The organism is Citrobacter sp. RHBSTW-00986 (assembly GCF_013783065.1).
GTDB classification, from domain to species: Bacteria; Pseudomonadota; Gammaproteobacteria; order Enterobacterales; family Enterobacteriaceae; genus Citrobacter; species Citrobacter braakii.
Genome location: NZ_CP056200.1, coordinates 3,786,504 through 3,807,220, shown reverse-complemented (window position 1 = coordinate 3,807,220; position 20,717 = coordinate 3,786,504). Strand labels below are relative to the sequence as shown.

Sequence of the window (20,717 nt, the reverse complement as noted above, 5' to 3'; positions counted from 1 at the left end):
AACAGGCATATGCTGGAACAAATGGGCATTGCTGCCAAAGCTGCGTCATACAAGCTGGCGCTGCTCTCCAGTCGCGAAAAAAACCGCGTACTGGAAACGATTGCTGATGAGCTGGAAGCGCAAACGGAAAGCATCCTCAGCGCGAACGTACAAGATGTTGAGCAAGCGCGAGCCAACGGCCTGAGCGAAGCGATGCTCGACCGCCTGGCGCTGACTCCGGCGCGTCTGAAAGCGATTGCCGACGATGTGCGTCAGGTATGTAATCTCGCCGACCCGGTCGGGCAGGTGATTGACGGCGGTCTGCTGGATAGCGGCCTGCGTCTCGAACGTCGTCGCGTTCCGCTGGGCGTGATTGGCGTGATTTATGAAGCGCGTCCAAATGTCACCGTTGACGTGGCTTCCCTGTGCCTGAAAACCGGTAATGCGGCGATCCTGCGCGGTGGGAAAGAGACGTACCGGACGAATGCTGCAACCGTGGCGGTTATCCAAAAGGCGCTGGAAGCCTGTGGTTTACCCGCTGCAGCCGTGCAGTCGATAGATAACCCGGACCGCGCGCTGGTCGCTGAAATGCTGCGTATGGATAAGTACATTGATATGCTGATCCCTCGCGGTGGCGCGGGTCTGCATAAGCTGTGCCGTGAGCAGTCGACTATCCCGGTCATCACCGGCGGCATTGGGGTCTGTCATATTTATGTTGATGATAGCGCGGAGATCGACCCGGCGCTGAAGATTATCGTCAACGCCAAAACCCAGCGTCCGAGCACCTGTAACACCGTAGAAACCCTGCTGGTGCATCAGGATATCGCTGCGCGTTTTCTGCCTGCGCTGAGCCAGCAGATGGCACAAAGCGGCGTCACGCTGCATGCCGACGACACCGCGCTGGCCACATTGCAGGCAGGGCCCGCTAACGTGGTTGCGGTGAAAACCGAAGAGTATGACGACGAGTTTCTGTCGTTGGATCTGAACGTGAAAATCGTTACCGATCTGGACGATGCTATCACCCACATTCGCGAGCATGGGACCCAGCATTCCGATGCCATCCTGACGCGCACCCTGCGTAACGCCGATCGTTTCGTGAATGAAGTGGACTCTTCTGCCGTGTACGTTAACGCCTCTACTCGTTTTACCGATGGCGGCCAGTTCGGACTGGGGGCGGAAGTGGCTGTGAGTACGCAAAAACTGCACGCGCGCGGCCCAATGGGTCTGGAAGCACTGACCACCTATAAGTGGGTTGGCTTCGGTGACGACACGATTCGTGCGTAATTGAAAACGGGCGATGCCATAATAGGTCTATGATTTTCAGGTCTGTTAAGGCATTGCCCGGTTAATTCTACTCTTTACCCCGCTACCGCATTTGTTTTCTATCCTGTGTTTTATCATCATCCGCATCAGTCTGGTTTTTAGCCATGCGCTCCCCGGCGTCGAAAAGGCGACGTATCACAGAATTTTCCCTACCAGCATGAATTTTCTGGGTCTGCGGCTCACGTATTGTTCCTATGGTCCAATCTATTAGAATCAGTCTCATTTTTATGAGGAGTTGTTGCGTGAAATCGGATATTCACAAACATAGCATTCCTGTTGTGCCGCTCGGCAACCCGTTTCCCCCCCGCCATTGTTCACTGTGTCCAAAGGGCGCGGCGATTGATCGTGATAATCAATACCGATTAATAGACAAAAGAAGGAAGTTTAAAGCGGGGGAGATACTCGCCCGCCAGGATGGAGCCGCGGACATGCTTTTTGTTATTCACGAGGGGTACTGCACGTCCAGCGTGGAATGTGGTGATAACGATTTTATCAGTCGCTTTTATGTTCCGGGAGACATCATGGCGCTGGATGCTGTTGAAGGGGGTAAGTATCTGACAACGATCAAGGCTGCAACGGCTGCGGAGGTATGTCATATCGATATTGCGCGGTTGTTCAAGGCAGCAGAAAAGGAGCCGTCGGTTGCAGCGGCAGTCATCAAGTTTCTCTGCAGGGACAATGGATTCATTGTTGAAAAACTACGGCGTTATGCGAATAAACATGCTGAGGCCAGAATCGCTGCTTTCCTCGTGGAGTTTTACGAAATGCATTTACGTATTGGCAGGCCTGAAACGACGCTTCGCTTGCCATTCTCGCGGGAGGAAATTGCCAGTTATCTCGATCTTAAAATTGAAACCGTTAGCCGCTCATTAAAATCCCTCGAACATCAAAAGTTTATTAGCTTACATCGGGTCCGTACGGTAACAATTAATAGTTATTTGGGGTTAAAAGGTTTCAGCTAACCCTATCTTTGCCGTGCGTTATTTATCTCTTGATATTCCAGGAATATTCATTTTATATGGAAAATTCCTGGTTTTATTTATGTGGAATAATTATCAATTCGAATGATAATCCTACAGGTCAGCGCTATTTTTATAAGAATATTCCCTCTTAAATAAATATTTCATGAGAATTTTCTTGTGAAGTTAAAAAATTAGCATAATTGCAACAAATAATAAGCATTACAGAGAGAGTATGTGGATGTTAATTATCTTTATGTTTTTTAAGGGTTTTACTCCTGGGCTATTTGTATGATCTTTTTGATATTTATCAAAAACATAAAAAAGATGAATTGTTTGGTTTTTATTGTTCGTGTGGATAATAATTCTAAAAATGTACGTATTTTAAGTGATTATATCTTAGGAAACTTCTTAGATAATGTTTTTTATAGGAAAATTCTTAGTTTTTTGTAATTTTTACGTTTCAGGGTTTGTTGAGATGTTACTTAATCCAAATGATAATTTTTTGGCGCGGCAATTCTGGCTCGCAATTAATGGAACCGCTGGAGTGACTTAATAATAAGACTCGGTGGTGAGTTTGTTCTTAGGAGAAGATAAAATGAAAAAAATATTATTAGTAACATCTCTGGCTTCTGTATTTGTTGCAGCAAATGCAATGGCAGATGTTACTGCTTCTGCAACAGCCTCGTGGGACGCGACGGCAACGAAAGATACCACCAGCATGTTGGTTGTCACCCCGCTGAACTCTTTAACTTTCCAGTATGCTGAAGGGCTGAATGCCTTCAACTCTCAGGACGGTGCTTTTGATGTGACGATTCAGGGTCAGGAGACGGCAACTGATTTTGAGCTGACTGCTCAGATTATTAGTAACACTCTGATCAACGCCAGTGGTGATGCTTCTACCCTGAACGTAGGGGTGGCATGGAATGGCACTGCGCTGACTAATTCATCAGATACTGTCCTTGTTAACTCCAGCTCCACTTCTGGTCTTGAAAGCTTGATGGCTGATGGCGCTTATAACGGTGCCGATCGTGTCAGCGATCAATCCAACTTCAAATTCACCATCGCGTCAGCGACTTCTGATGGTAGTCAGACAGTAGCAGATTACTCTGCACTGCCAGACGACTATTGGACTGGCGATGTAAAAGTACAGTTCAATGCAACCAGGACGACTCCGTCTGCCTAAGTAATAAAAAATTCGGGAGAATTTGTTCTCCCGAATTTATCAGGAATGGTGTCATGAAAAAATATTTACCGGCAGCGATGTTGGTAGGGTTAGTAGCATCTTTTCCCGGATGGGCAATTAATGTTGGTGAAATCACATCGATCATGACTTCTGCTGAGAGTTCATTATCGAAAGAAATTATCAATACGACAGATGCGGCGCGTTATGTCAGTGTTTCGGTAAAACAATTGTCATCACCTTTGGCGGGGGGAATCGAAATAAAGCCCGTTAATTCCGGAGAATTACTCTCTACACCTGCCAATCTTATTCTTCCTGGCCAGGCGAAGGATGTATTTCGTTTCTTTTATAAAGGACCTGCAGATGATGTCGAGCGTTATTATCGTCTGCAATGGATAGATGAGCCGGTCACCGAGAGCGCGGAAACCCGGGCGAATAAAATGGCTGTTGCAACAGCGTCGGCTGAAATTGGCACTATTTTGGTAGTCGCGCCGCGCAAGGAGCGTTTTGAATATAGCCGAAATGGCGATGTTATTACTAATACCGGCAATGTATCGTTTCGTGTGATCGCCTATGGGGCTTGTAAAGATAAGGCTCGCGATCGGGGACGAGGCTGTCGCGAACGTTATTACATTATGCCGGGTACAAAAATAAAATTACAGTTTACCGACATTAGTAATAGCCGTTCACGCATCGGTATCTGGCACGGTAAGCAGTTTATTACAGTGAAGTGATGGTCAATAGCAGGGATAAATAAAATTACCGGAATGTAAGGATGCAGATGACAACAACAAATATTGTCGGCGGTAGCATTTGTCTTTTTCTTGCGCTGACACCAGGATTTTCACATGCAGCCCCAGTAAAAGTGGGTAATTACGTTATCCCCAGCGCTTTCGCCCGTTCACTGGAGCAGGGAATGACGGTGCCGGTATATATTCGTTACAACGAGACTGACGAGAAAAGTCAGCAAAAAGTTGCCGATGCGGTGATTTCCCTTGTTGATGGCAATATTACGGTTAAAGCCCTGACTCTTGCTGAATTGCCCAATAATGCCGTGTTATCTGGAAAAACTCGCGCGTTGGTGGAAAAAATTCGTGATGTGAAGTTTCACGATAACACCAACATCGAGCTATCGAATGATGCACGTCTGCAACTCAACGTCTCCTCATTTCACCTGGAGATGATTGTCAGCAAAGATGCGTTAACTGAAGCGATTGTCGCACGCAGTAGCCTGCTTGGACCTTCCAGCGTGGAGACTCTCTCTAACGTCCTGAACTATAACTTTGGCACCTACTACAACGATTATCATAACGGCAGCAGTACCCGCAGCTATCTGACGATGGACAATACAACATCGCTGCGTGAACACCATGTCAACATTAACGGTTCGTTTTACGGCATAGGCGACAGCAACAGCACCAGTAAACTCTATCGCGCGATGTATGAGCGTGATTATGACGGATATCGACTGGCGCTCGGGATGCTCGACACCTGGAATGTCCAGTCTATTGCCAGCCTGAATGCGCTGAATGGTGGGAAAATTTACGGCGTAAGCTACGGAAACAAAGGAAGTACGGTTGTTGAGAATACCTCGCTTTCGCTCACGCCAATTACCGTATTTTTGCCAGCCGCTGGCGAGGTTCATGTATTTCGTGACGGACGTTTGCTCAGCGTACAGAACTTTAATATGGGCAGTTATGAAATTGATACCAGTCGTTTTCCGTATGGTGTTTATGATGTCACGGTAGATATCGTGGTCAATGGTCGGACAATTAATAGTCGTATCAGTCGGGTTAATAAAATCTTTGCCCGCCAACAGGCAGCCGGAATTGATCAGCTCTCATGGCAACTGTTTGGTGGCTCACTGGATTATGACCGTGTGAGTTATAAGCGAAACCACTATCAGGATTTAGGCAATGAGCAGACCTGGATTGCCGGCGGTGCCGCATCGGTGACGCTGGCGATATTGTCGGGGCTGGGCCTGAAATCTACGCTCTACGGTTTTGGCAACAATACGGTTAATGAAACGGATGTTACGCTCAATGTGAATGAATACGTAAGCATTGGCAATCAGACGCTGGTAGCGAACGATTCGTCATGGCGAAACATCAGTAATATCAATCTCAATATCCCCGAGGGATATGGTTCCCTTTGGGCATCTCGTGAAGACAGTAAAATTGGCGACCGTCTGCCCATGCAGGAGCGTGACAATTATTCCATTGGTGGCACTCTTAACCTCGGGAAGTTTATTCCTCACGGCGGCTCGCTTACCGTGAGCCAGACGGAGAATCGCTACTCGGGAAATAAATACCGTAACCTGGACTACAGCACGAACCTTTATTCAGGCAAGTATGCCACGGTTGGGTTGCGCGCAGGTATTCAGCGTTATTACTACAACAACCGGAATGACGATGGGCGACAGGAACGTTATGTCAGCCTGGATTTATCGTTGCCGTTGGCGTCCTGGATGAGCATGGGCGTCTCCCGGGATCGCTATGGCAGCACTCAGGGTAATCTCAGCGCGCGCAAGCAGTATGCTGAAGGCCCCATTAAATCGGTCGGATTGTCGGCTTCGACACGCCTGAGTGGCGAGCAGTATTACGACAATAATTACTCGGTAAACGGCAATCTGAGTTATGACACGAAATATAACGCCGGCACCGTATCGGTAACGCGTTCTGCGGACAACTCCACCAATATGAACTTCTCTTCTCAAGGTTCCCTGGCGTGGGCAGGAAAAGATTTCGGTCTGAGTAAAGAGAGGCAAAGGTCAGGCATTATTGTGAAAACCGATTTGACCGGCGAAGGGAAACTGGCTGCGAAGATTAATAACCGAAATTATCTTCTCAGCGGTAAATCAAATTTCATTGCACTGCCGCCTTATGCTCAGTACAAGCTGGAGATCCTCAATGATAAAAACTCTGAAGACAGCTTTGATATTGTTTCAGGGCGCAAACAGGAACTGACGCTATATCCGGGTAACGTGGGTGTTATCAACCCTGAAGTGAAAAGTATGGTCACCGTATTCGGGCGTATTCGTTATCCCGATGGGCAGTTAGCTGCAAACACCGATATTCATAATCACATCGGTAAAACGCGTACGGATGAAAAAGGGGAGTTTGCTATCGATATCGATAAGAAGTATCCAGTCATCACGTTAATTTCAGCCAATGGCAGCCTATGCGAAGCCGATCTCGATTTGGAAAAAGCACGCGGCGCAGCGTGGGTTGGTGATGTGAAATGTGCCACGCAAACCACGATGGCGCAGAGGTAATAAAATGAAAGTATTAATTAAAGTAGCTACTGTAATCTGTGCCGTGGGGAGTTTCACGCCTGCGCCTGCTTTGGCTTTAAATGCAGTATCTTCCGGCTCAGTCAGTAATAACTATTTGTTTATTGAAAATGCCATTGATAGTGAATACTTTATCACCCCCTCCGCACTCGATCCGCGTTTCAGCGGGTCAAACACGTGGATAAAATACGGTACCTCTCAGGTGAGTCTCGGGTATTTAGGTTTTGTCATCTGGACTGCGCCAGGAAATTATTATCAGGACATGTGGATTGATAATTCCCCGATTAACGGGCCTTTTCGGGGGATCCGTTGTTATAGCGGCAGCCAGTGTCCATCAACTGGATTTATTGCCGGGCAAGGCACTGATAAAAACGGTTTTTATCATGCGCAGGTGGGATCTGTCGCAGGTGTTATTGGTGGCGCCTACGGATTCGCTTCCCTGACGGATACTGCCTATGAGTACTTTCGCAATGTGCCTACCGGTAGCAGCGAAACCTATGTGTTCAACCGTTGTTATACTTCCGTGGATTATGATTATTCTTCCGGGCAACGTTGCAAAGATCAATCGAAAGGATTATGGAATTACGTCAATTATACGTTAACCAAACGTGGTCATCTGTCACTGGTATCGACTAATGCATTTCAGGAGCTTTGGGTTGCCAGCGACGGTACGCCGAGCATCACCAAAGACACTGGTTATTGCGAGCTTGGCGTGGTTAACGGCGAAGACGGCGTGATTTGCAAAATGGTAAATTATAACCTGCAACAAACCGCCAATCTGACCGCCTCTCTGACGTTTCGCGCTTATGTCGACACGGCGATGCTTGGTTTTACGCCTGGACCGGCCACCGTGAAATACTCCGGGAATGGTTCAAACTGGTATAACTATGGTACTTCAACTGCTTATTACAACGTTTTCACGACCTCTGGAGAGTACATATATATTTTTCTGTCAAAAGTATTCCTGAAAAAACTCGTCGATTCAGGAATCAGCATTACTAACACTCAACCGTTTACCTTCGGTTTTTATAATGGCTTAACACCTGAGTCAGGGCACTACCAGTTTACGCCTTCGCTACAGATCAATATTGTGCCGAAGGAGTATGGGATCAGTATCGTCTCTTCAGACAACACAGCTTCTGCGAGCGGCAGTGGCACGATTGGCGACGCCGCTCCTATAGAAATAGATTACACCGTGACAGTCTCCGGTCCTCGTCAGGCTGATAGCATTACCGCGCAAGTTATCGGAGAAAGTACGACGATAAACAGTGTGTCTTACTGTCTGTTTACCTCCCCTCAAGGCGGGCTGTCAGTCCCAATCCCCGCCTTTCTGCAGTACAACAGTCAGTCGGGGGGCGTGGTGAAGAAACGAAATAGCTGTAGTGAAGCAGCAATCAATATGAGCGATGCGCAGTGGCAACAGACGCCCTGGGACGCAAATAACAATGATGATGGAAGCTATTATGCTACTGATTTGAAATTGCTTTTCCCAATGAATGATTCACGGTCGATGTTAACTGTTTCCGGAACAGATTGGGAAGGTGTCGTCAGTGCCAGTGGAGAGATAAAAGTCACGGCGAATTGGGTGGGAGTGACGCCATGAACCGCTGCCGTTTGGTGTTTAGATGGGTATTTATCTTACTTTCCGGGCTGACTATATTCTCCGCACAGGCTGTCTACCTGGAGTCGACCATTTATGAGATGCCATCGGATAAATCATTTATCAGCAAACGGATCTATAACGATAGCCAGAAACAGAATTTGTACAGTATTGGCGCAGTAAAAATTGATAAGCCTGGACCGGGAGGTGAAAACAGAAGTGCCATTGCTGAAGGCGAACTTCTGTTTACGCCGCTGAATTTTTCACTGGCTCCGCAGGCGAGTGAGTTTTTTAAGATTTTCTACCGTGGACCGCAGGATGATAAAGAACGCTATTACCGAATTCTGTTTCGTGAAATGCCGATAACGCTGTTTACCGAGCGTAATCAAGGGAAAGGAGGGCAGGCTCTCCCGGTGATCGCTATGGACACCATATTGGTTGTTCGCCCGAGAAAAATGAATCTGGCCTACACCATTGATGAGGCAAACGGAACACTGAAAAACACCGGGAATACTTTTTTTAAAATCATCGTACATCTGGGGTGCAACTCAACTGATGATGAAGCCACCATGCGTTATGTGTTGCCGGGTGAAACCTGGCGTAGTAGCGAATTGAAATCAAAAAACCGGAAATTTATCGTTGCATTGCAGAAATACATACCAGTAGGTCAGGGGTGCTTCAAACTCAATCAATAGTAAGCATTAAGTCTGATCCGATATGTCATGGTTAGATATCGAACCTATACTGTAACTATCTTTATACAATGCAGTGAGCAGCTCGGAACAGATGAAATTTTAGTCATTTGCACTCAACGTCACGGTAATTAAGAGTCAGGTAGTATGAACAGTATAATTAATGAACAGGTTGTGTATGATTCCACCAGAAAAAGCCTGAAACATCGCGATACGACAATAATTCTTTCGGCGTCTACCGCGAGACTACTTGAGCTATTCATTGCCCATAAAAATCAACAAGTCCACCGCGAGTTTATCATTGAAGAAGTTTGGAAAAAGCATGGCATGGCCCCATCGGGTCATAGTCTTAATAAAAGCATCAGTATTTTGCGAAAAGCATTTAGTGAGCTGGGGGCGGGTAATCCCATTGAAACGCTGCCTCGGCAGGGATTTTTGTTCCATGCTTCGATCAGCGATGAATCGTCATCTTCCTGTGAAGATGAAACTGTGCGTTCGGTAACTGAGACGGTGAACTCATCCGTAAGACCAAAACGTAAAAATATTATTCTGTTCATTTTATTATTTGCATTTCTTGGAAGCGCTATTTTTATATTTTCAGCACTTAATTCAAGTTCCAAAAATTTTATCTATATCAGGGCAATAGATGATTGTGAACTTTATACTGCCGATGACAATAATGCTGATAAAACGAAAGCATTTTTATCATCTGATATGTGGCGAAAAGTAAATGCGGCTTGTCATGATGGCAAGAAAACAATTGTTTTTTATGATGATAATAATTTATCAGCCGGCAATGATCTTAGAGTGAATTTGCTTGGGATTTGTACGTTAGAGAAAGGAGGGGTTGTCCGTGAATGTGAAAATTTTGTTTATTAGTGGAGCAATCTTTCTTGCAGCGATAACAGCATATTTTTTATATCGCCATCAAGAACCTGAGACGCTGACCTGCTCGGCAAAAACTTACCTGCATCTGGAGGCGCAAACTCAGGGTGTAAAAATTGAAGGTGAAGTTCTGCTGGTTTTTCGTATTTCTTCTGCTACCGAAGGGCGGGTATCTCAGGTAGGAAGCCTCAATATTCAGGGTGAAAATTATGCTGTAGATCGTAATGTTATCCTGAATTTTATTGGTAAAGATCGTGATGGTTACCTGCAGACCCGTCGTGTAGCTATTGTTAAAAATAAAAATGATAATGCTCCTGATGACGTTACCGAACAACTCATGTCACGACAGGAAATTTTTTATTATAAGATCATCCATATCGCCAAAAATGTCTATGCGATCAGAGATCTGCGACGTACGTTAATGGTTTGTCGGGCAGCATAAGTAACAATAATATGTTATCCTTACGGTTTTAGTAGTTTTATATTTTGTCGTTTTTAGTGTTCGTGGTTTTTTGTTTTGTCTTACAGTGAAAATGAGCAATAGGATTTGTATTGATGAAGAATTAGGATTTTTCCTTTTTCAATAATTAAAATGGCCTTAACATTTAATGGTAATATTCATATGGATAATCGTGATTATAAATTCTGAAACTGCGTGAGATGACTTATGGATAAAGTTAATTCGCGGACTGCATTGTAATTTCTGGAGGCTAAAGGTGTTGTATATTCTCTCGTGTATAAAACGAGGGACCTGCCATGCCATAAATTTAAGTTGGTGGTAACTATGAATACTAAAAAGGTTTTTCTGCTCAGTTATGATATTTTTCTTTTCTCAGGGATAAAAGCGTGGTTGCCAAATCTGGTGTTGGTCGATGCGCGGGCATTTATTTCTGGTTCACAGTCAATTATTCCACGGTATCCATCCTGTTTACTGGTGATCGATAACCGGTTACCATTATTCCAGGTCAGGAAGTGGTTTCAGAGAAATAGCACGCAGTTTATCAATATAAACTGTATTGTTCTTCGGATGAATGAAAATCGTTCTATTAATCGGGGGTATGAGGAGTATGCATTCATTAATGGACGGGAACTATCGGATCAGCTGATTTCTCAGTTGAGAGCCAATATAATGGCTCCCAATGAGGTTGTGGAAGTCACTAAAGGTTCAGCGATATTTACTTTTCATTTGACTGAGTTTGAAGAGAAAATGCTGTATGCATCTTTCACAAAGGAAAAATTGCACGATTTTTGTCATGCTAACTCGATAACAATTAAGTCAGTGTATCGATATCGGGAACGAATTACCGCTCGTCTGGGATTTTCTCATTTTAATGAAACTATCATTTTTTTAACCAGGAATAATCTATTGCATGAAGGTTCCTCGACGAACAGTTATTCTGGTAAGAATGTAATATACGGCGAAGCATATGATGTCTCAGATTCTAGTCGACTGAGTATGGCAATAAGGAATGAAGAGATCATTCCTTATTTTCAACCCATCGTAAATATCAACGAAGATGTCTGTGGTGTTGAGGTTTTGGCTCGTTGGCCACAGGGAGATAATTATGCTATTTCTCAGCGTGAGTTTATACCGCTGGCTGAAAAATGTGGCTTAATGAATGAGTTAACGAGCTATTTAATGAACACCGTCGCGCGTAATCTGGTCAACGGAAGCGAGGATTTCAATAAAACTTTATTTGTCTCTTTTAATGTGAGTCCATCAGGTTTAAGTAACCCCGTCTTTTATTGGGAGTGTCTTAATTTTATGGAAATAACGCAAAGGCTACCGATAAAATTGATGATTGAAATAACTTAAAACCAGACTCTCACTATTACTCCTGCAATTAAAGAGCTGATACGATCGTTGCGAAACAGAGGGGTTCTGTTTGCTTTAGATGATTTTGGGACGGGATACGCTAACCTTTGCTATCTCAATGAGTTAGACCTGGATGTTATAAAAATTGATAAAACCTTTATCAAAGCTATTAAAGAAGTTGAGCAACATATCCCTATGCTCGAGTCAATCATTCACCTTTCCGAACTCCTGGGGTTACGCATGGTGGCGGAAGGCGTTGAATATGGCTATCAGCAGCAATGGTTGGGGAAAAATAATGTTGATTACCTGCAGGGTTATCAATTTTTACCGCCAGTGACGTTTGATGATTTTATGCGTTACTACAAGCAGTCTTTAGATTTTTTTGAATCAGCGTCGGATTCTACTTTCTCAACGTAAAGCCTTTCGGGAACATCAGGAGCGGATGCCTCTGATGCAGGTATTTTTGTCGAGGTGAGTACGATAACTCCCGCCTGTCTGGTGAAGGCGATAGCCTGTTGTGAGTGAGGCATCGTTTGTTTATGTATCTAATACGGGGTATTTATAGCGGTATCAGCGTTAATTAAACCGATTCCAAGGTGAGTTCCTGGCCATGCGTCATTTCCTGACAAAATTAAGAGTCTGGTTTCCGCCGCCTCTTATCTTAGTACTTTTTCTCGTTGCGGATGTGCTGACGGCGAGTCCGCGCTTCACATTCGGCGGGGTGAATATCGTGATATGCGCATTGCTGGCCGGCGTCAGTCTGTTGGTGATATTGCATACCGCGTGGCAGATGCGGATGAAACGTACGACCCTGAATCCGCTGCATGCACATAAATCGACCACGCTTGTTACCGACGGATGTTACGCCTGGAGCCGCAACCCGATCTACCTTGGTATGAGTGGAATCCAGTTGGCCTTTGCTCTTTACATCGGTAGCCTGACTGGAGTACTGGCTGTACCGGTGTTTATGCTGGCGGTTGCCAGATTGCATATCGACTTTGAAGAGGAACAACTGCGAAAACATTTCGGGCTGGAGTGGGAGCGCTATGAACAACACGTTCGCCGCTGGTTATAGTAATACCCGACCGCGTATAAGCATGCCTGTAACGACACGATTCGTGCGTAATTGAAACCGGATGATGCAAAAATAGGCGTTTGATTCGCAAGGCCATTGACGCATCGCCCGGTTAGTTTTAACCTTCTACCCCGTGCTCACATTCGTGGACATGTCCTTTTCAGGGCCGATATAGCTCAGTTGGTAGAGCAGCGCATTCGTAATGCGAAGGTCGTAGGTTCGACTCCTATTATCGGCACCATTAAAATCAAATTGTTACGTAAGATCTTATCATTCTCCCACCAAAAAATTATCTTAATGTAACAGCTGGTGTAAGTAAATTCTATCAACGAAGATCAATCTTATCTACTGACCAAAAAGGCCTGATAGGGCTTCGCTCACTATACATCCTTGGCTGCAGGTTTAGTTGTACACTACTCCTAAATTTAATGTGTTGGCAATGTGTTCAATAAAGCTCGAACAAATTAGCTCATTATGATCGGTTAATACTTCAACTTCTGGTTGCATGATTGTTTGTCCGTAAAAAGATAACGCGCCTGCCGGGTAGTAGCAGGCGCATTACGCAATAGGTAAACAAGGGAGGAAGTTCAGAAATGTAAATCGGGAAGGTTGTACGCAATGTTCATCGTACTACGTTGTTACGGCTTTGCCGCAACAAGCCAGTTGCCTGCCGTGCTCGCAGAATGTCTACAGCCCGGAGATAAGGGGATTGTTCCTGCCAGTTAAATCCCTTCCTGTCGATACGCACCAGTTCGTATTTTTCCACCAGAAAATTCACGGCATCGGCTAGGGTGATACCGGCATCGATGTGTTCCTTAATCACAGCCTCATTGCAGAATGGCGTGTCGTTTATTGTCAGACCATAGTGCTGTTCCAGCAGACGTGTCAGTAACATTTGCCAGACAGCCACGGGTGACAGGCAGGGCTTCGCCGCCCGCTGAGTTGTTGCAGGTAAAGTTTTCATGTTTACTCTCGTGAAGGTAATTAACTCTGAGTGGGGTAAATGGCGATGTATACGTAGCCGCAACTGCCAAGAGTATCGGCTTCGCAGGTGAAACCGTTGTGGTACAGGGTGACGCAGTGGGCGTGTTGGGGACTGAGTTCACCGGTGGTTAGCATCGACTCCATATGGCGGATAAAGTGCGGGCATGTTTCATCCAGCTTCCGGCATTCGGTGTCACTGAACCTGCCGGTGATGCTGGCCCTGTCAGCCAGATAGTGCAGTCGGTTACCCTCCTGCACCAGACGGGCTCCCAGGCGCGGCGTGATAGCCCGCTGCAGGCCCCTGGTAGGGTTGCTCATTACAGTTCTCCACTATTGCCAGTTCAGGGTGATGCTCATCAGGCAGGTATAGGGCCCATTGCGGTCCTGGCGGCGTTCGGCGTATACCGCGAGGACTCCGGCGATATCCGGAACGTCCCTGCCGGTGTAATGACAGACGCTACCGTGCCACTGGTATTTGCCGGTGCAGTAGCGAAAGATCCGGGACTCAGGATGCTGGCGGTATATCGTCATTGCCCGGCGTTTACTGATAATTTTCATGTCATACCTCACAACAGACCGTGTTCTGCGAACGAATAGATTTGCCTGCCACCGACAATCAGATGGTCAGGGACACGGATATCCACCAGCTGAAGCACCTGAACCAGTCGCTGCGTGAGGGTTTTGTCGGCCTGGCTAGGTGTCGTCTCGCCGGAAGGATGGTTATGCGCGAGTATCACCGCCGCCGCGTTGAAGTGCAGAGCACGTTTGACCACCTCCCGGGGATGCACCTCGGTGCGGTTAATCGTGCCGGTGAAGAGCGTTTCATGGGCAATCAACTGATTCTGGTTGTCCAGATACAACACCCGGAACTCTTCCCGCTCAAGCGCGGCCATATGCAGTCGCAGCCATTCACGTACGGCGTGGGTAGAGGTGAAGGCTACGCCGGGCTCATGCAGGTGGCGGTCCAGAGCCCTGAGCGCTCGCTGAATGAGACGCCGGTCCTGTGGCGTCATCTCGCCGGGTAAAAAGGAAAGCTGTTTCATCTGTTGCTCCTTCGGTCAGTCGATAATACGCAGAATGGCGTGAGCCTCTGGATGTTGCATGGCATACTCCCGCAGGCGGTAATAGTGTGCGGTCATCGCGTCACATTCTGTACGGCAGGCATGGTGGCTATACGCAATCAGGCAGACAGCAATACCTGCTGCTTCTGCACTCATTTGGGCATCGTTACCGTTCAGGCAGTTAAACAGACGCCATGTCTCATCGTTGTCAGGCTCGGGGGACATAAATGCGCCGCCATTGCTGAGGGTGTAGAACGACCAGATACCACCGCTGTAGCCCTCACAGAAGCGGTCCATCCAGGCGAAGATATGCGGCTCCAGGAGTAGCCACTGCGGGATAGCGCCAAAGTACTGTGGCCAGAAATCGATACGCTGTTCATCGGGGACCGGCGTGACGGTCAGTTCAAATTCGGGTTGGTTAGCGGGTGCGAGGTCGTGCTGCGTCTGTGTTGTCATGGGTATGTCTCCGTCAATAAAAACGCCAGCGGCGATGGCTGGCGTATGGGGATATAAAGTGTGTTCGGGGAGGTGAATGCGGGTAAATGCTTCGCGATCAGCGGGTGGCCGTGTCTGTACGGATGCCTGAGGTGCGGATATAGCGGTTAAGACCTTCACCGGCATCCGGCTCAAAGTTCCATGCCCGCCAGACCATCCGGCCTTCAGTATCACGAACCACCAGACGGAAGTGACTGCCCTGGTCGTCTTCGAGTGTGATATTGCTGTACGTGGTAGTGACCGCTTGCGCTTGTCTCCGGGTGAAAGGCCCCGGTGGCAGCAACACGGATTGGGTCATTTTCGGGCTCCTGATAAAAGAAAACCCCGGCAGCCTGCTAGCTGTCGGGGTGGATTTGCTGGGGAAGATACTACTATCAGTCGTTGCTGCAGTCTCCGAGAGTGGACAGAACTTTCTCAGCGTTCTTCCGGTCCGCAGTGAAGGTCCCTGCTTTGTGGTCATTGACGTAGACGTCGAACTGCCCGGCCTCAGAGATATTGCTGATGAAGTCAAACCAGGCGTTATCGCCGTTACGCCAGCCCAGGCTGGACGGAATAATGTACTGCTGGTGATCCATCACTACGGTGATAGTAGTGTCGTCATCGTGCGAACTGACCATCTTGTCATCGGCAAGGGTAAGAAAGACTGAATGCTGATAGAAACCATTCTGGTCCGGGTTCCCTGTGCAGTTGATGGTAAACGTCTTTCCGCTGGCTTCGGTCACGCTGTATTCCGTATTGCCCTGACCGTAACCCTGCTGCCAGAACCCCGGGATAGCAGAGGCATTAAAGCTCGCGAGCAGTACACCCGCCAGCATAAACCGACTTAGTGAAAGTATTGTCATTCTTGTCTCCTTTGTCGTTGTTTTATTCCTGGTTCTCAGGGTTTGAGGGTATCAGCAGTCGCCCCATCAGTTTGCCGTCATGGGCGTACTCAAAGTATTTTTCTTTGGTATACGGGTCCGTCACCTCCTGGTATTCCAGTTTGATGTTATCGGCAATACACAGCGCATTCATCAGTGGCTGGACGGTTTTTTCCTGCATATCCACGAGGTAGTAGTAACTGCCATCCTCGCAGCCATCGGGCGACTGGCGGGTACGTAAAACCTGCAAGGTGGGACCGGATAAGTAGTCAACCTGTGACCATTCTTCGCTGACATCATCCTGGTGGCTGACCACATCACTGAAACGCGGTGGGGTGAGGTCCTTAAATTTACTGATGGCCTTCAGGTCATCACTTCTGTCATCGCATGCGATGAGAAACAGAGTGGTGGCAACCAGCGCCAGCAGAGGCAGTGTTTTACGTTTCATTATTTTTTTCCTGAAATCAGACGAACCACTTTGGCAAAGACATAAATGCCCACGAAAATACCCACCGGCACGCCGACGAACGGTGTCAGTGCGACACTGGCCGCACCGGCTGCCCCTCCGCCCGTCAGCAGTGCGGCAACGGTGGCAAGGGTCAGGGCCGTGAGGCTGTCGGACACCCCGGTTTTGTTCAGAATGATGACGATGACAACAATGGCGATAATGGCAATAAATGGCATAGGCTCTCCCTGCGGATGAGTTGAGATAGACCTGCACTATTCCGGTGGGCTGTCGGCCGGAACAAACGCAAGCAGCGACTGCTGGATAAAGCGAAAATGGGGTAAGGCCTGAATAAACACCGGGTCTTCAACCAGACTGCACAGACTGTCGTTGCGGCGAAAAGACTCCTGCAGGGGCTGAACCAGATGGATTTCATTCAGGGTGAATACGGCGATATGTCCGTCGTGCTCTGCCACCAGATACCAGGCCTGCTGGTGGATGAGTAACCGGCAGGGAGCCAGCCGCTCACAGCGCTGCCCCTCGGCAATCAGCGTCACCCGCCTGCGCCCGGTAATGGCCTGAATCAGTCGCCAGAAAGACAATGCGCCTGATGGCGAAGGAGCCGGACTGGCGGGTGCGATTACGCAGGGAGACTCATCGCACATCAGCAGTGCGTTTACCAGACGACGGTCAAAGCCAGGGAAAAGACCGGCCATCCCGCTGCGGTGGGCAAAGATAAGCACGTCGGGCACCATCTGCATCTCACTGCCCGCAGTACGTAAGCGGCAATATCCGGACTGATACTCCAGGTCCAGATACATCAGCCGCTCGCGAAAATCACGCCGCAGCGTGCGCACCGACACACCAAACTCAGCGGCCAGCTTACGCACACTCAGCGTTTCCCCTGCCACCAGACGGCTGATTATCAGTGACAGCCTGACAGCCAGCCGGTCATGGCGGCGTTCTGCCTGTGTCATGAGACGTTCTCCGTGAAAGTTAACTGACTGAAAATGATGTGATTACTTTAAAGAGGGGGTCGGACAGGGTATGGACATCACAGAAACTATTTTTCATTTCTGCAAAAGCCAGAGGCAGCGGGGGTTACAGGCCATTCACTCAGTGAGTGAGGACCGCCAGCACGGTGCGATGCGGACAGGTGGTGTCCGATATTAACAAGGCGGCAACATTAAACGGTCACTGCAGTTGCGTGAGCATCGCTTCCGCCATCACCCACAGTGCCCGGTTAAGTTTCACGTCCCCGTCGATACCGCGAACGGCACGGGTATGTGACCGTCCTCCTTTGGCATTACGGCCACTGAGCCCGCCCTTAATCAGGTTCTCCTGAATACGCTGGTACGTGGTCCACAGGTCATTGCTCTCATCCTGCCAGCGGCGAGGGGAGAGGATCTGCGATTCAGTCACCGGCTGGTGGTCTTCACCAAAGCGGTATGTGAGGGCGGCTTTTGCCAGTGCCTGCTGTGCCGGGGGTGGCAACAGCAACGACTGCATGGCATCCCGTTTCTCCTCCACCCGGTCAAAAATCCCCAGCACCTCATACGCGCCTTCAATCACCTGACTCACCACGTCCCCCTTGTGTGGCACCCGCACCTCGCCAAACGACTCACCGCAGACGAGCCCGTTCTGACAAACCGCACGAAATAGTCCCGGCAGCATCTGGTACGAACTGCTGCCATCGTGAGAGTTGAGCAGGATTATTTCCGGCACCTGCTTACCGGTTATCTGTCCCTCACGCCGTAGACGCAGCATATGCTTGGTGTGTTCGCGACGCTCCGGATCACGCACACGGGTCTGACAGGCAAAGAATGGCTGGAAGCCTTCTCGCTGCAGGCTGTCCAGCAAGGAGATGGTGGGTATATAGGTGTAGCGTTCACTACGGGACTCGTGTTTGTCCTCGCTGAACACACTGGGCACCACGCGAAACAGCTCCTCGCGGGTTAACGGACGGTCACGACGAATAATGTTTGCAGCGCCAAAGCGCGAAGCCAGACGGGTCATAAGCAGACTCCTCATAACGGGAAAACAAATAAAGGGGATCCCCGTCGCATCGGCGACAGGGTCAGGGAAATAACAGGGATGGATTAAATACTCAGAAGAAGAAATCCCAGACGGCGCGGGCCACAGAGACCACGGTGGTGCGCACGGCCTGAATGACAGCCCGTACCGGGGCGGGTATCAGGGGAAAGGCACTGATGCTATCGAGTACGGCCCCGACGGTTTCACCAAAATCGCTACGAGCCTGTTCCCGGACTACCGTCGTGCGAAAGGAAGACTGGAGTTGCGACACCACCGGGCTGGTGGCCTCACGTGGCAGGCACTTAATCATTCGCTCGGCCATCACCCGCAGTCCCCACTGAAGACGGACCGACACGGCACACACCGGATGTACGGGCTGGAACAGCTCATGCAGCAGACAGATTTTACGGCTGATATTCTGCTTCTGCGCCGTGGACAACGGTCCCCCACCGCTGGTGGGTTCGGCCTTATCCGACTGGCTGATAACAAACAGCACCTTATGCCGGTATACCTCTCCAATCACCTGATGATAAAAATGTTCATCCACCGCCAGCGCCCGGTCATCGGCCTTAATCAGCCACAGAACCAGGTCGAGCCGGGGGAGTTGTTCGCGGTACATCGCAGCATACTCGGTATCGCGAGCACCACTTTCGCCCACGCCTGGCAGGTCCACCAGCGTCATATAGCGGTCGCCGACTTGCAGGCGAAAGCGCAGTGGCTCACGGGTACATGCAGCCACATCGCTGACCGGTGATATATCTCCGGCAAACAGGGCATTGCACAGACTGCTCTTCCCAACACCGGTTTTACCCATAATGCCGATCACTGGCTCGTAGCGGGTTAACTGATTTATCTGCTGCAATATACGTTCAGACACCCACTGTGGCAGGCCAGCAAGCGATTGCTGAAACGACTTCAAACCTTCAGAATTGTTCATTAGCTACTCCTCTGAAAAATAATACAAAAACGGCAGAATCGTGAGATTTCACCGTTAATCTGGTATGTTCAAAGGGATGATATATATCTGAAAATTATTAACTTGATCTACTTTTTGTCTTTTTTACGTGATGAAACAGCCTGCTGCCAAGCATGCTTCATTTTCTGAATAAAGAAATATTTTTCTTCAACTCCAGTGTCCCAACTATCCATGCATGCAATGATCATCTGTATTCTCATTGCAGTGTTATATGGTTTTAAATAAAAGGGGGTCATATTTTTATTTCTCAGATACTCCCAGCAATAGATAGCTTGCTTTTCATCTTTTTTATCTAGCCAGTCATAATCAGTAAGGAATGTATTATATTGCTCTAGCCATTTATCATGCAACTTACGAAAATAAGAAATTTTCTGACTTAAACTTACAGGATCTAAATCAATAAACCTCATCAAAGTACAAATGCGTTCTTGTTCGGATGTTGTATTCGGGCTGTAGTTGTCGGGATCTGCGCCAGATGTTAAATAAAATCTACGCGAGTATTTTTCAGGTGTATCTCTATTTTTTTCTTTATTGCTAGGGGAGATTCCCATCTGCATTTCGGCTTGTACTTCATCAAGTGAGAAATTTTTAATTTCATCAATGTTTTCAAATTCAAAAAAGGATGCAGGAGTTGAGTTCGGGTTGTAAATATTATCTTGTGCAAAGATATTCACGCTCGAGGAGGTTTCAGGACTGATTCTGTTGTTATATATATACATTAAGGCAAACCACGATCCTCTATCAGAACCTTTGAAACAATCGAACTTCTCTTTGTCAAGATTTTGTAATGGAACTGTTTTTTCAAGTAAGTACGCGCACTTTGTATTGCTTCATTATTGAATAGGAATTTAGTGTTCAATATATGATTAATGAGTTTTTGAAATTCCTCAGGCGTGTCGAAATTACTCGCCTGCTTAATGTAATCTTCGTTGTAATACAGACTCAGAACGTAAAGGGAAAAGAACTCCTCTCTCACTTCGTCATACCTAAGCATGTACCCTCCAGTGTGATATCACATCTGTCCGATGCTTTCAAAAGTATAAATGAACCATGATGAT

General features: G+C 47.8%; 23 protein-coding genes, 1 tRNA gene and 1 pseudogene. 12 read left to right on the top strand and 13 right to left on the bottom strand.

From position 1 onward, the window contains the following. Window positions 1–9: 9 nt before the first annotated feature. From proA to HV345_RS18440, 12 genes and pseudogenes are all read left to right on the top strand, one after another. On the top strand, window positions 10–1,263 hold the full coding sequence (proA, locus tag HV345_RS18495) for a glutamate-5-semialdehyde dehydrogenase (protein ID WP_151222924.1): 1,254 nt from the start codon (window positions 10–12) through the stop codon (window positions 1,261–1,263). 281 nt (window positions 1,264–1,544) lie between these two features. Beyond that, complete coding sequence (locus HV345_RS18490; RefSeq protein ID WP_181635904.1) at window positions 1,545–2,264, top strand: Crp/Fnr family transcriptional regulator; 720 nt, start codon at window positions 1,545–1,547, stop codon at window positions 2,262–2,264. 595 nt (window positions 2,265–2,859) lie between these two features. Beyond that, a complete protein-coding gene (locus HV345_RS18485) occupies window positions 2,860–3,447 on the top strand; it encodes a common pilus major fimbrillin subunit EcpA (RefSeq protein WP_181635903.1) in 588 nt (195 codons plus the stop codon). A gap of 53 nt (window positions 3,448–3,500) precedes the next feature. Beyond that, entirely contained in the window at window positions 3,501–4,178 is a 678-nt protein-coding gene (locus HV345_RS18480; protein WP_046276284.1) for a hypothetical protein, read from the top strand. A gap of 47 nt (window positions 4,179–4,225) precedes the next feature. After that, a complete protein-coding gene (locus tag HV345_RS18475) occupies window positions 4,226–6,718 on the top strand; it encodes a CS1-pili formation C-terminal domain-containing protein (RefSeq protein WP_047418406.1) in 2,493 nt (830 codons plus the stop codon). 4 nt (window positions 6,719–6,722) lie between these two features. Then, on the top strand, window positions 6,723–8,339 hold the full coding sequence (locus HV345_RS18470) for a fimbrial protein (RefSeq protein ID WP_181635902.1): 1,617 nt from the start codon (window positions 6,723–6,725) through the stop codon (window positions 8,337–8,339). Next, on the top strand, window positions 8,336–9,031 hold the full coding sequence (locus HV345_RS18465; protein WP_047417050.1) for a fimbria/pilus periplasmic chaperone: 696 nt from the start codon (window positions 8,336–8,338) through the stop codon (window positions 9,029–9,031). Before HV345_RS18470 ends, HV345_RS18465 begins: the two co-directional genes overlap by 4 nt. A gap of 144 nt (window positions 9,032–9,175) precedes the next feature. Beyond that, window positions 9,176–9,907: a winged helix-turn-helix domain-containing protein gene (locus tag HV345_RS18460; protein ID WP_181635901.1), complete on the top strand. Its 732-nt coding sequence runs from the start codon at window positions 9,176–9,178 to the stop codon at window positions 9,905–9,907. Beyond that, window positions 9,882–10,355 (top strand): hypothetical protein, encoded by a 474-nt coding sequence (locus tag HV345_RS18455; protein WP_181635900.1) that lies wholly within the window; start codon window positions 9,882–9,884, stop codon window positions 10,353–10,355. Before HV345_RS18460 ends, HV345_RS18455 begins: the two co-directional genes overlap by 26 nt. A gap of 342 nt (window positions 10,356–10,697) precedes the next feature. After that, window positions 10,698–12,146 (top strand): annotated as a pseudogene (locus HV345_RS18450) (EAL domain-containing protein). Between the two features lie 193 nt (window positions 12,147–12,339). Next, window positions 12,340–12,804, top strand: coding sequence for an isoprenylcysteine carboxylmethyltransferase family protein (locus tag HV345_RS18445; protein ID WP_137367227.1), 465 nt, complete (start codon window positions 12,340–12,342; stop codon window positions 12,802–12,804). A gap of 165 nt (window positions 12,805–12,969) precedes the next feature. Continuing rightward, window positions 12,970–13,045: transfer RNA gene (locus tag HV345_RS18440), tRNA-Thr, on the top strand. A gap of 381 nt (window positions 13,046–13,426) precedes the next feature. Here HV345_RS18440 and ykfI read toward each other — a convergent pair. From ykfI to HV345_RS18375, 13 genes are all read right to left on the bottom strand, one after another. Beyond that, window positions 13,427–13,768, bottom strand: a complete 342-nt coding sequence (gene ykfI / locus HV345_RS18435) for a type IV toxin-antitoxin system toxin YkfI (protein ID WP_008324514.1) — start codon at window positions 13,766–13,768, stop codon at window positions 13,427–13,429. Window positions 13,769–13,788: 20 nt separating this feature from the next. Then, window positions 13,789–14,106, bottom strand: coding sequence for a type IV toxin-antitoxin system YeeU family antitoxin (locus HV345_RS18430; protein WP_008324516.1), 318 nt, complete (start codon window positions 14,104–14,106; stop codon window positions 13,789–13,791). 12 nt (window positions 14,107–14,118) lie between these two features. Further along, window positions 14,119–14,346 (bottom strand): DUF987 domain-containing protein, encoded by a 228-nt coding sequence (locus HV345_RS18425; protein WP_008324517.1) that lies wholly within the window; start codon window positions 14,344–14,346, stop codon window positions 14,119–14,121. Between the two features lie 8 nt (window positions 14,347–14,354). Beyond that, window positions 14,355–14,831 carry a RadC family protein gene (locus HV345_RS18420; protein WP_000811693.1) on the bottom strand — a complete coding sequence of 159 codons (477 nt, stop codon included), beginning with the start codon at window positions 14,829–14,831 and terminating at the stop codon, window positions 14,355–14,357. 15 nt (window positions 14,832–14,846) lie between these two features. Next, on the bottom strand, window positions 14,847–15,305 hold the full coding sequence (locus tag HV345_RS18415) for an antirestriction protein (protein WP_000211838.1): 459 nt from the start codon (window positions 15,303–15,305) through the stop codon (window positions 14,847–14,849). 97 nt (window positions 15,306–15,402) lie between these two features. Continuing rightward, complete coding sequence (locus HV345_RS18410; protein ID WP_000194654.1) at window positions 15,403–15,642, bottom strand: DUF905 domain-containing protein; 240 nt, start codon at window positions 15,640–15,642, stop codon at window positions 15,403–15,405. A 76-nt stretch (window positions 15,643–15,718) separates the two neighbouring features. Continuing rightward, window positions 15,719–16,186 (bottom strand): protein YkfB, encoded by a 468-nt coding sequence (ykfB, locus tag HV345_RS18405; RefSeq protein WP_001547765.1) that lies wholly within the window; start codon window positions 16,184–16,186, stop codon window positions 15,719–15,721. A 22-nt stretch (window positions 16,187–16,208) separates the two neighbouring features. Then, window positions 16,209–16,652, bottom strand: coding sequence for a YfjS/YafY family lipoprotein (locus HV345_RS18400; RefSeq protein WP_001547764.1), 444 nt, complete (start codon window positions 16,650–16,652; stop codon window positions 16,209–16,211). Continuing rightward, the gene (gene ypjK / locus HV345_RS18395) at window positions 16,652–16,888 is read right to left on the bottom strand and encodes a protein YpjK (protein ID WP_001115854.1); all 237 of its coding nucleotides are present in this window, start codon (window positions 16,886–16,888) and stop codon (window positions 16,652–16,654) included. Before ypjK ends, HV345_RS18400 begins: the two co-directional genes overlap by 1 nt. Before the next feature lie 36 nt (window positions 16,889–16,924). Then, the gene (locus HV345_RS18390; protein ID WP_032654806.1) at window positions 16,925–17,626 is read right to left on the bottom strand and encodes a WYL domain-containing protein; all 702 of its coding nucleotides are present in this window, start codon (window positions 17,624–17,626) and stop codon (window positions 16,925–16,927) included. 217 nt (window positions 17,627–17,843) lie between these two features. Then, entirely contained in the window at window positions 17,844–18,665 is an 822-nt protein-coding gene (locus HV345_RS18385) for a DUF932 domain-containing protein (RefSeq protein WP_032654809.1), read from the bottom strand. Window positions 18,666–18,756: 91 nt separating this feature from the next. Further along, window positions 18,757–19,620 carry a GTPase family protein gene (locus HV345_RS18380; protein ID WP_181635899.1) on the bottom strand — a complete coding sequence of 288 codons (864 nt, stop codon included), beginning with the start codon at window positions 19,618–19,620 and terminating at the stop codon, window positions 18,757–18,759. 107 nt (window positions 19,621–19,727) lie between these two features. Beyond that, window positions 19,728–20,333 carry a hypothetical protein gene (locus HV345_RS18375; RefSeq protein WP_255467585.1) on the bottom strand — a complete coding sequence of 202 codons (606 nt, stop codon included), beginning with the start codon at window positions 20,331–20,333 and terminating at the stop codon, window positions 19,728–19,730. Between the last annotated feature and the right edge of the window lie 384 nt (window positions 20,334–20,717).

Coding starts and splice junctions, on each gene's coding strand:
- proA (WP_151222924.1), top strand. CDS start 10: ATGCTGGAACAAATGGGCATTGCTGCCAAAGCTGCGTCATACAAGCTG.
- HV345_RS18485 (WP_181635903.1), top strand. CDS start 2,860: ATGAAAAAAATATTATTAGTAACATCTCTGGCTTCTGTATTTGTTGCA.
- HV345_RS18480 (WP_046276284.1), top strand. CDS start 3,501: ATGAAAAAATATTTACCGGCAGCGATGTTGGTAGGGTTAGTAGCATCT.
- HV345_RS18475 (WP_047418406.1), top strand. CDS start 4,226: ATGACAACAACAAATATTGTCGGCGGTAGCATTTGTCTTTTTCTTGCG.
- HV345_RS18470 (WP_181635902.1), top strand. CDS start 6,723: ATGAAAGTATTAATTAAAGTAGCTACTGTAATCTGTGCCGTGGGGAGT.
- HV345_RS18465 (WP_047417050.1), top strand. CDS start 8,336: ATGAACCGCTGCCGTTTGGTGTTTAGATGGGTATTTATCTTACTTTCC.
- HV345_RS18460 (WP_181635901.1), top strand. CDS start 9,176: ATGAACAGTATAATTAATGAACAGGTTGTGTATGATTCCACCAGAAAA.
- HV345_RS18445 (WP_137367227.1), top strand. CDS start 12,340: ATGCGTCATTTCCTGACAAAATTAAGAGTCTGGTTTCCGCCGCCTCTT.
- ykfI (WP_008324514.1), bottom strand. CDS start 13,768: ATGAAAACTTTACCTGCAACAACTCAGCGGGCGGCGAAGCCCTGCCTG.
- HV345_RS18430 (WP_008324516.1), bottom strand. CDS start 14,106: ATGAGCAACCCTACCAGGGGCCTGCAGCGGGCTATCACGCCGCGCCTG.
- HV345_RS18425 (WP_008324517.1), bottom strand. CDS start 14,346: ATGAAAATTATCAGTAAACGCCGGGCAATGACGATATACCGCCAGCAT.
- HV345_RS18420 (WP_000811693.1), bottom strand. CDS start 14,831: ATGAAACAGCTTTCCTTTTTACCCGGCGAGATGACGCCACAGGACCGG.
- HV345_RS18415 (WP_000211838.1), bottom strand. CDS start 15,305: ATGACAACACAGACGCAGCACGACCTCGCACCCGCTAACCAACCCGAA.
- HV345_RS18410 (WP_000194654.1), bottom strand. CDS start 15,642: ATGACCCAATCCGTGTTGCTGCCACCGGGGCCTTTCACCCGGAGACAA.
- ykfB (WP_001547765.1), bottom strand. CDS start 16,186: ATGACAATACTTTCACTAAGTCGGTTTATGCTGGCGGGTGTACTGCTC.
- HV345_RS18400 (WP_001547764.1), bottom strand. CDS start 16,652: ATGAAACGTAAAACACTGCCTCTGCTGGCGCTGGTTGCCACCACTCTG.
- ypjK (WP_001115854.1), bottom strand. CDS start 16,888: ATGCCATTTATTGCCATTATCGCCATTGTTGTCATCGTCATCATTCTG.
- HV345_RS18390 (WP_032654806.1), bottom strand. CDS start 17,626: ATGACACAGGCAGAACGCCGCCATGACCGGCTGGCTGTCAGGCTGTCA.
- HV345_RS18385 (WP_032654809.1), bottom strand. CDS start 18,665: ATGACCCGTCTGGCTTCGCGCTTTGGCGCTGCAAACATTATTCGTCGT.
- HV345_RS18380 (WP_181635899.1), bottom strand. CDS start 19,620: ATGAACAATTCTGAAGGTTTGAAGTCGTTTCAGCAATCGCTTGCTGGC.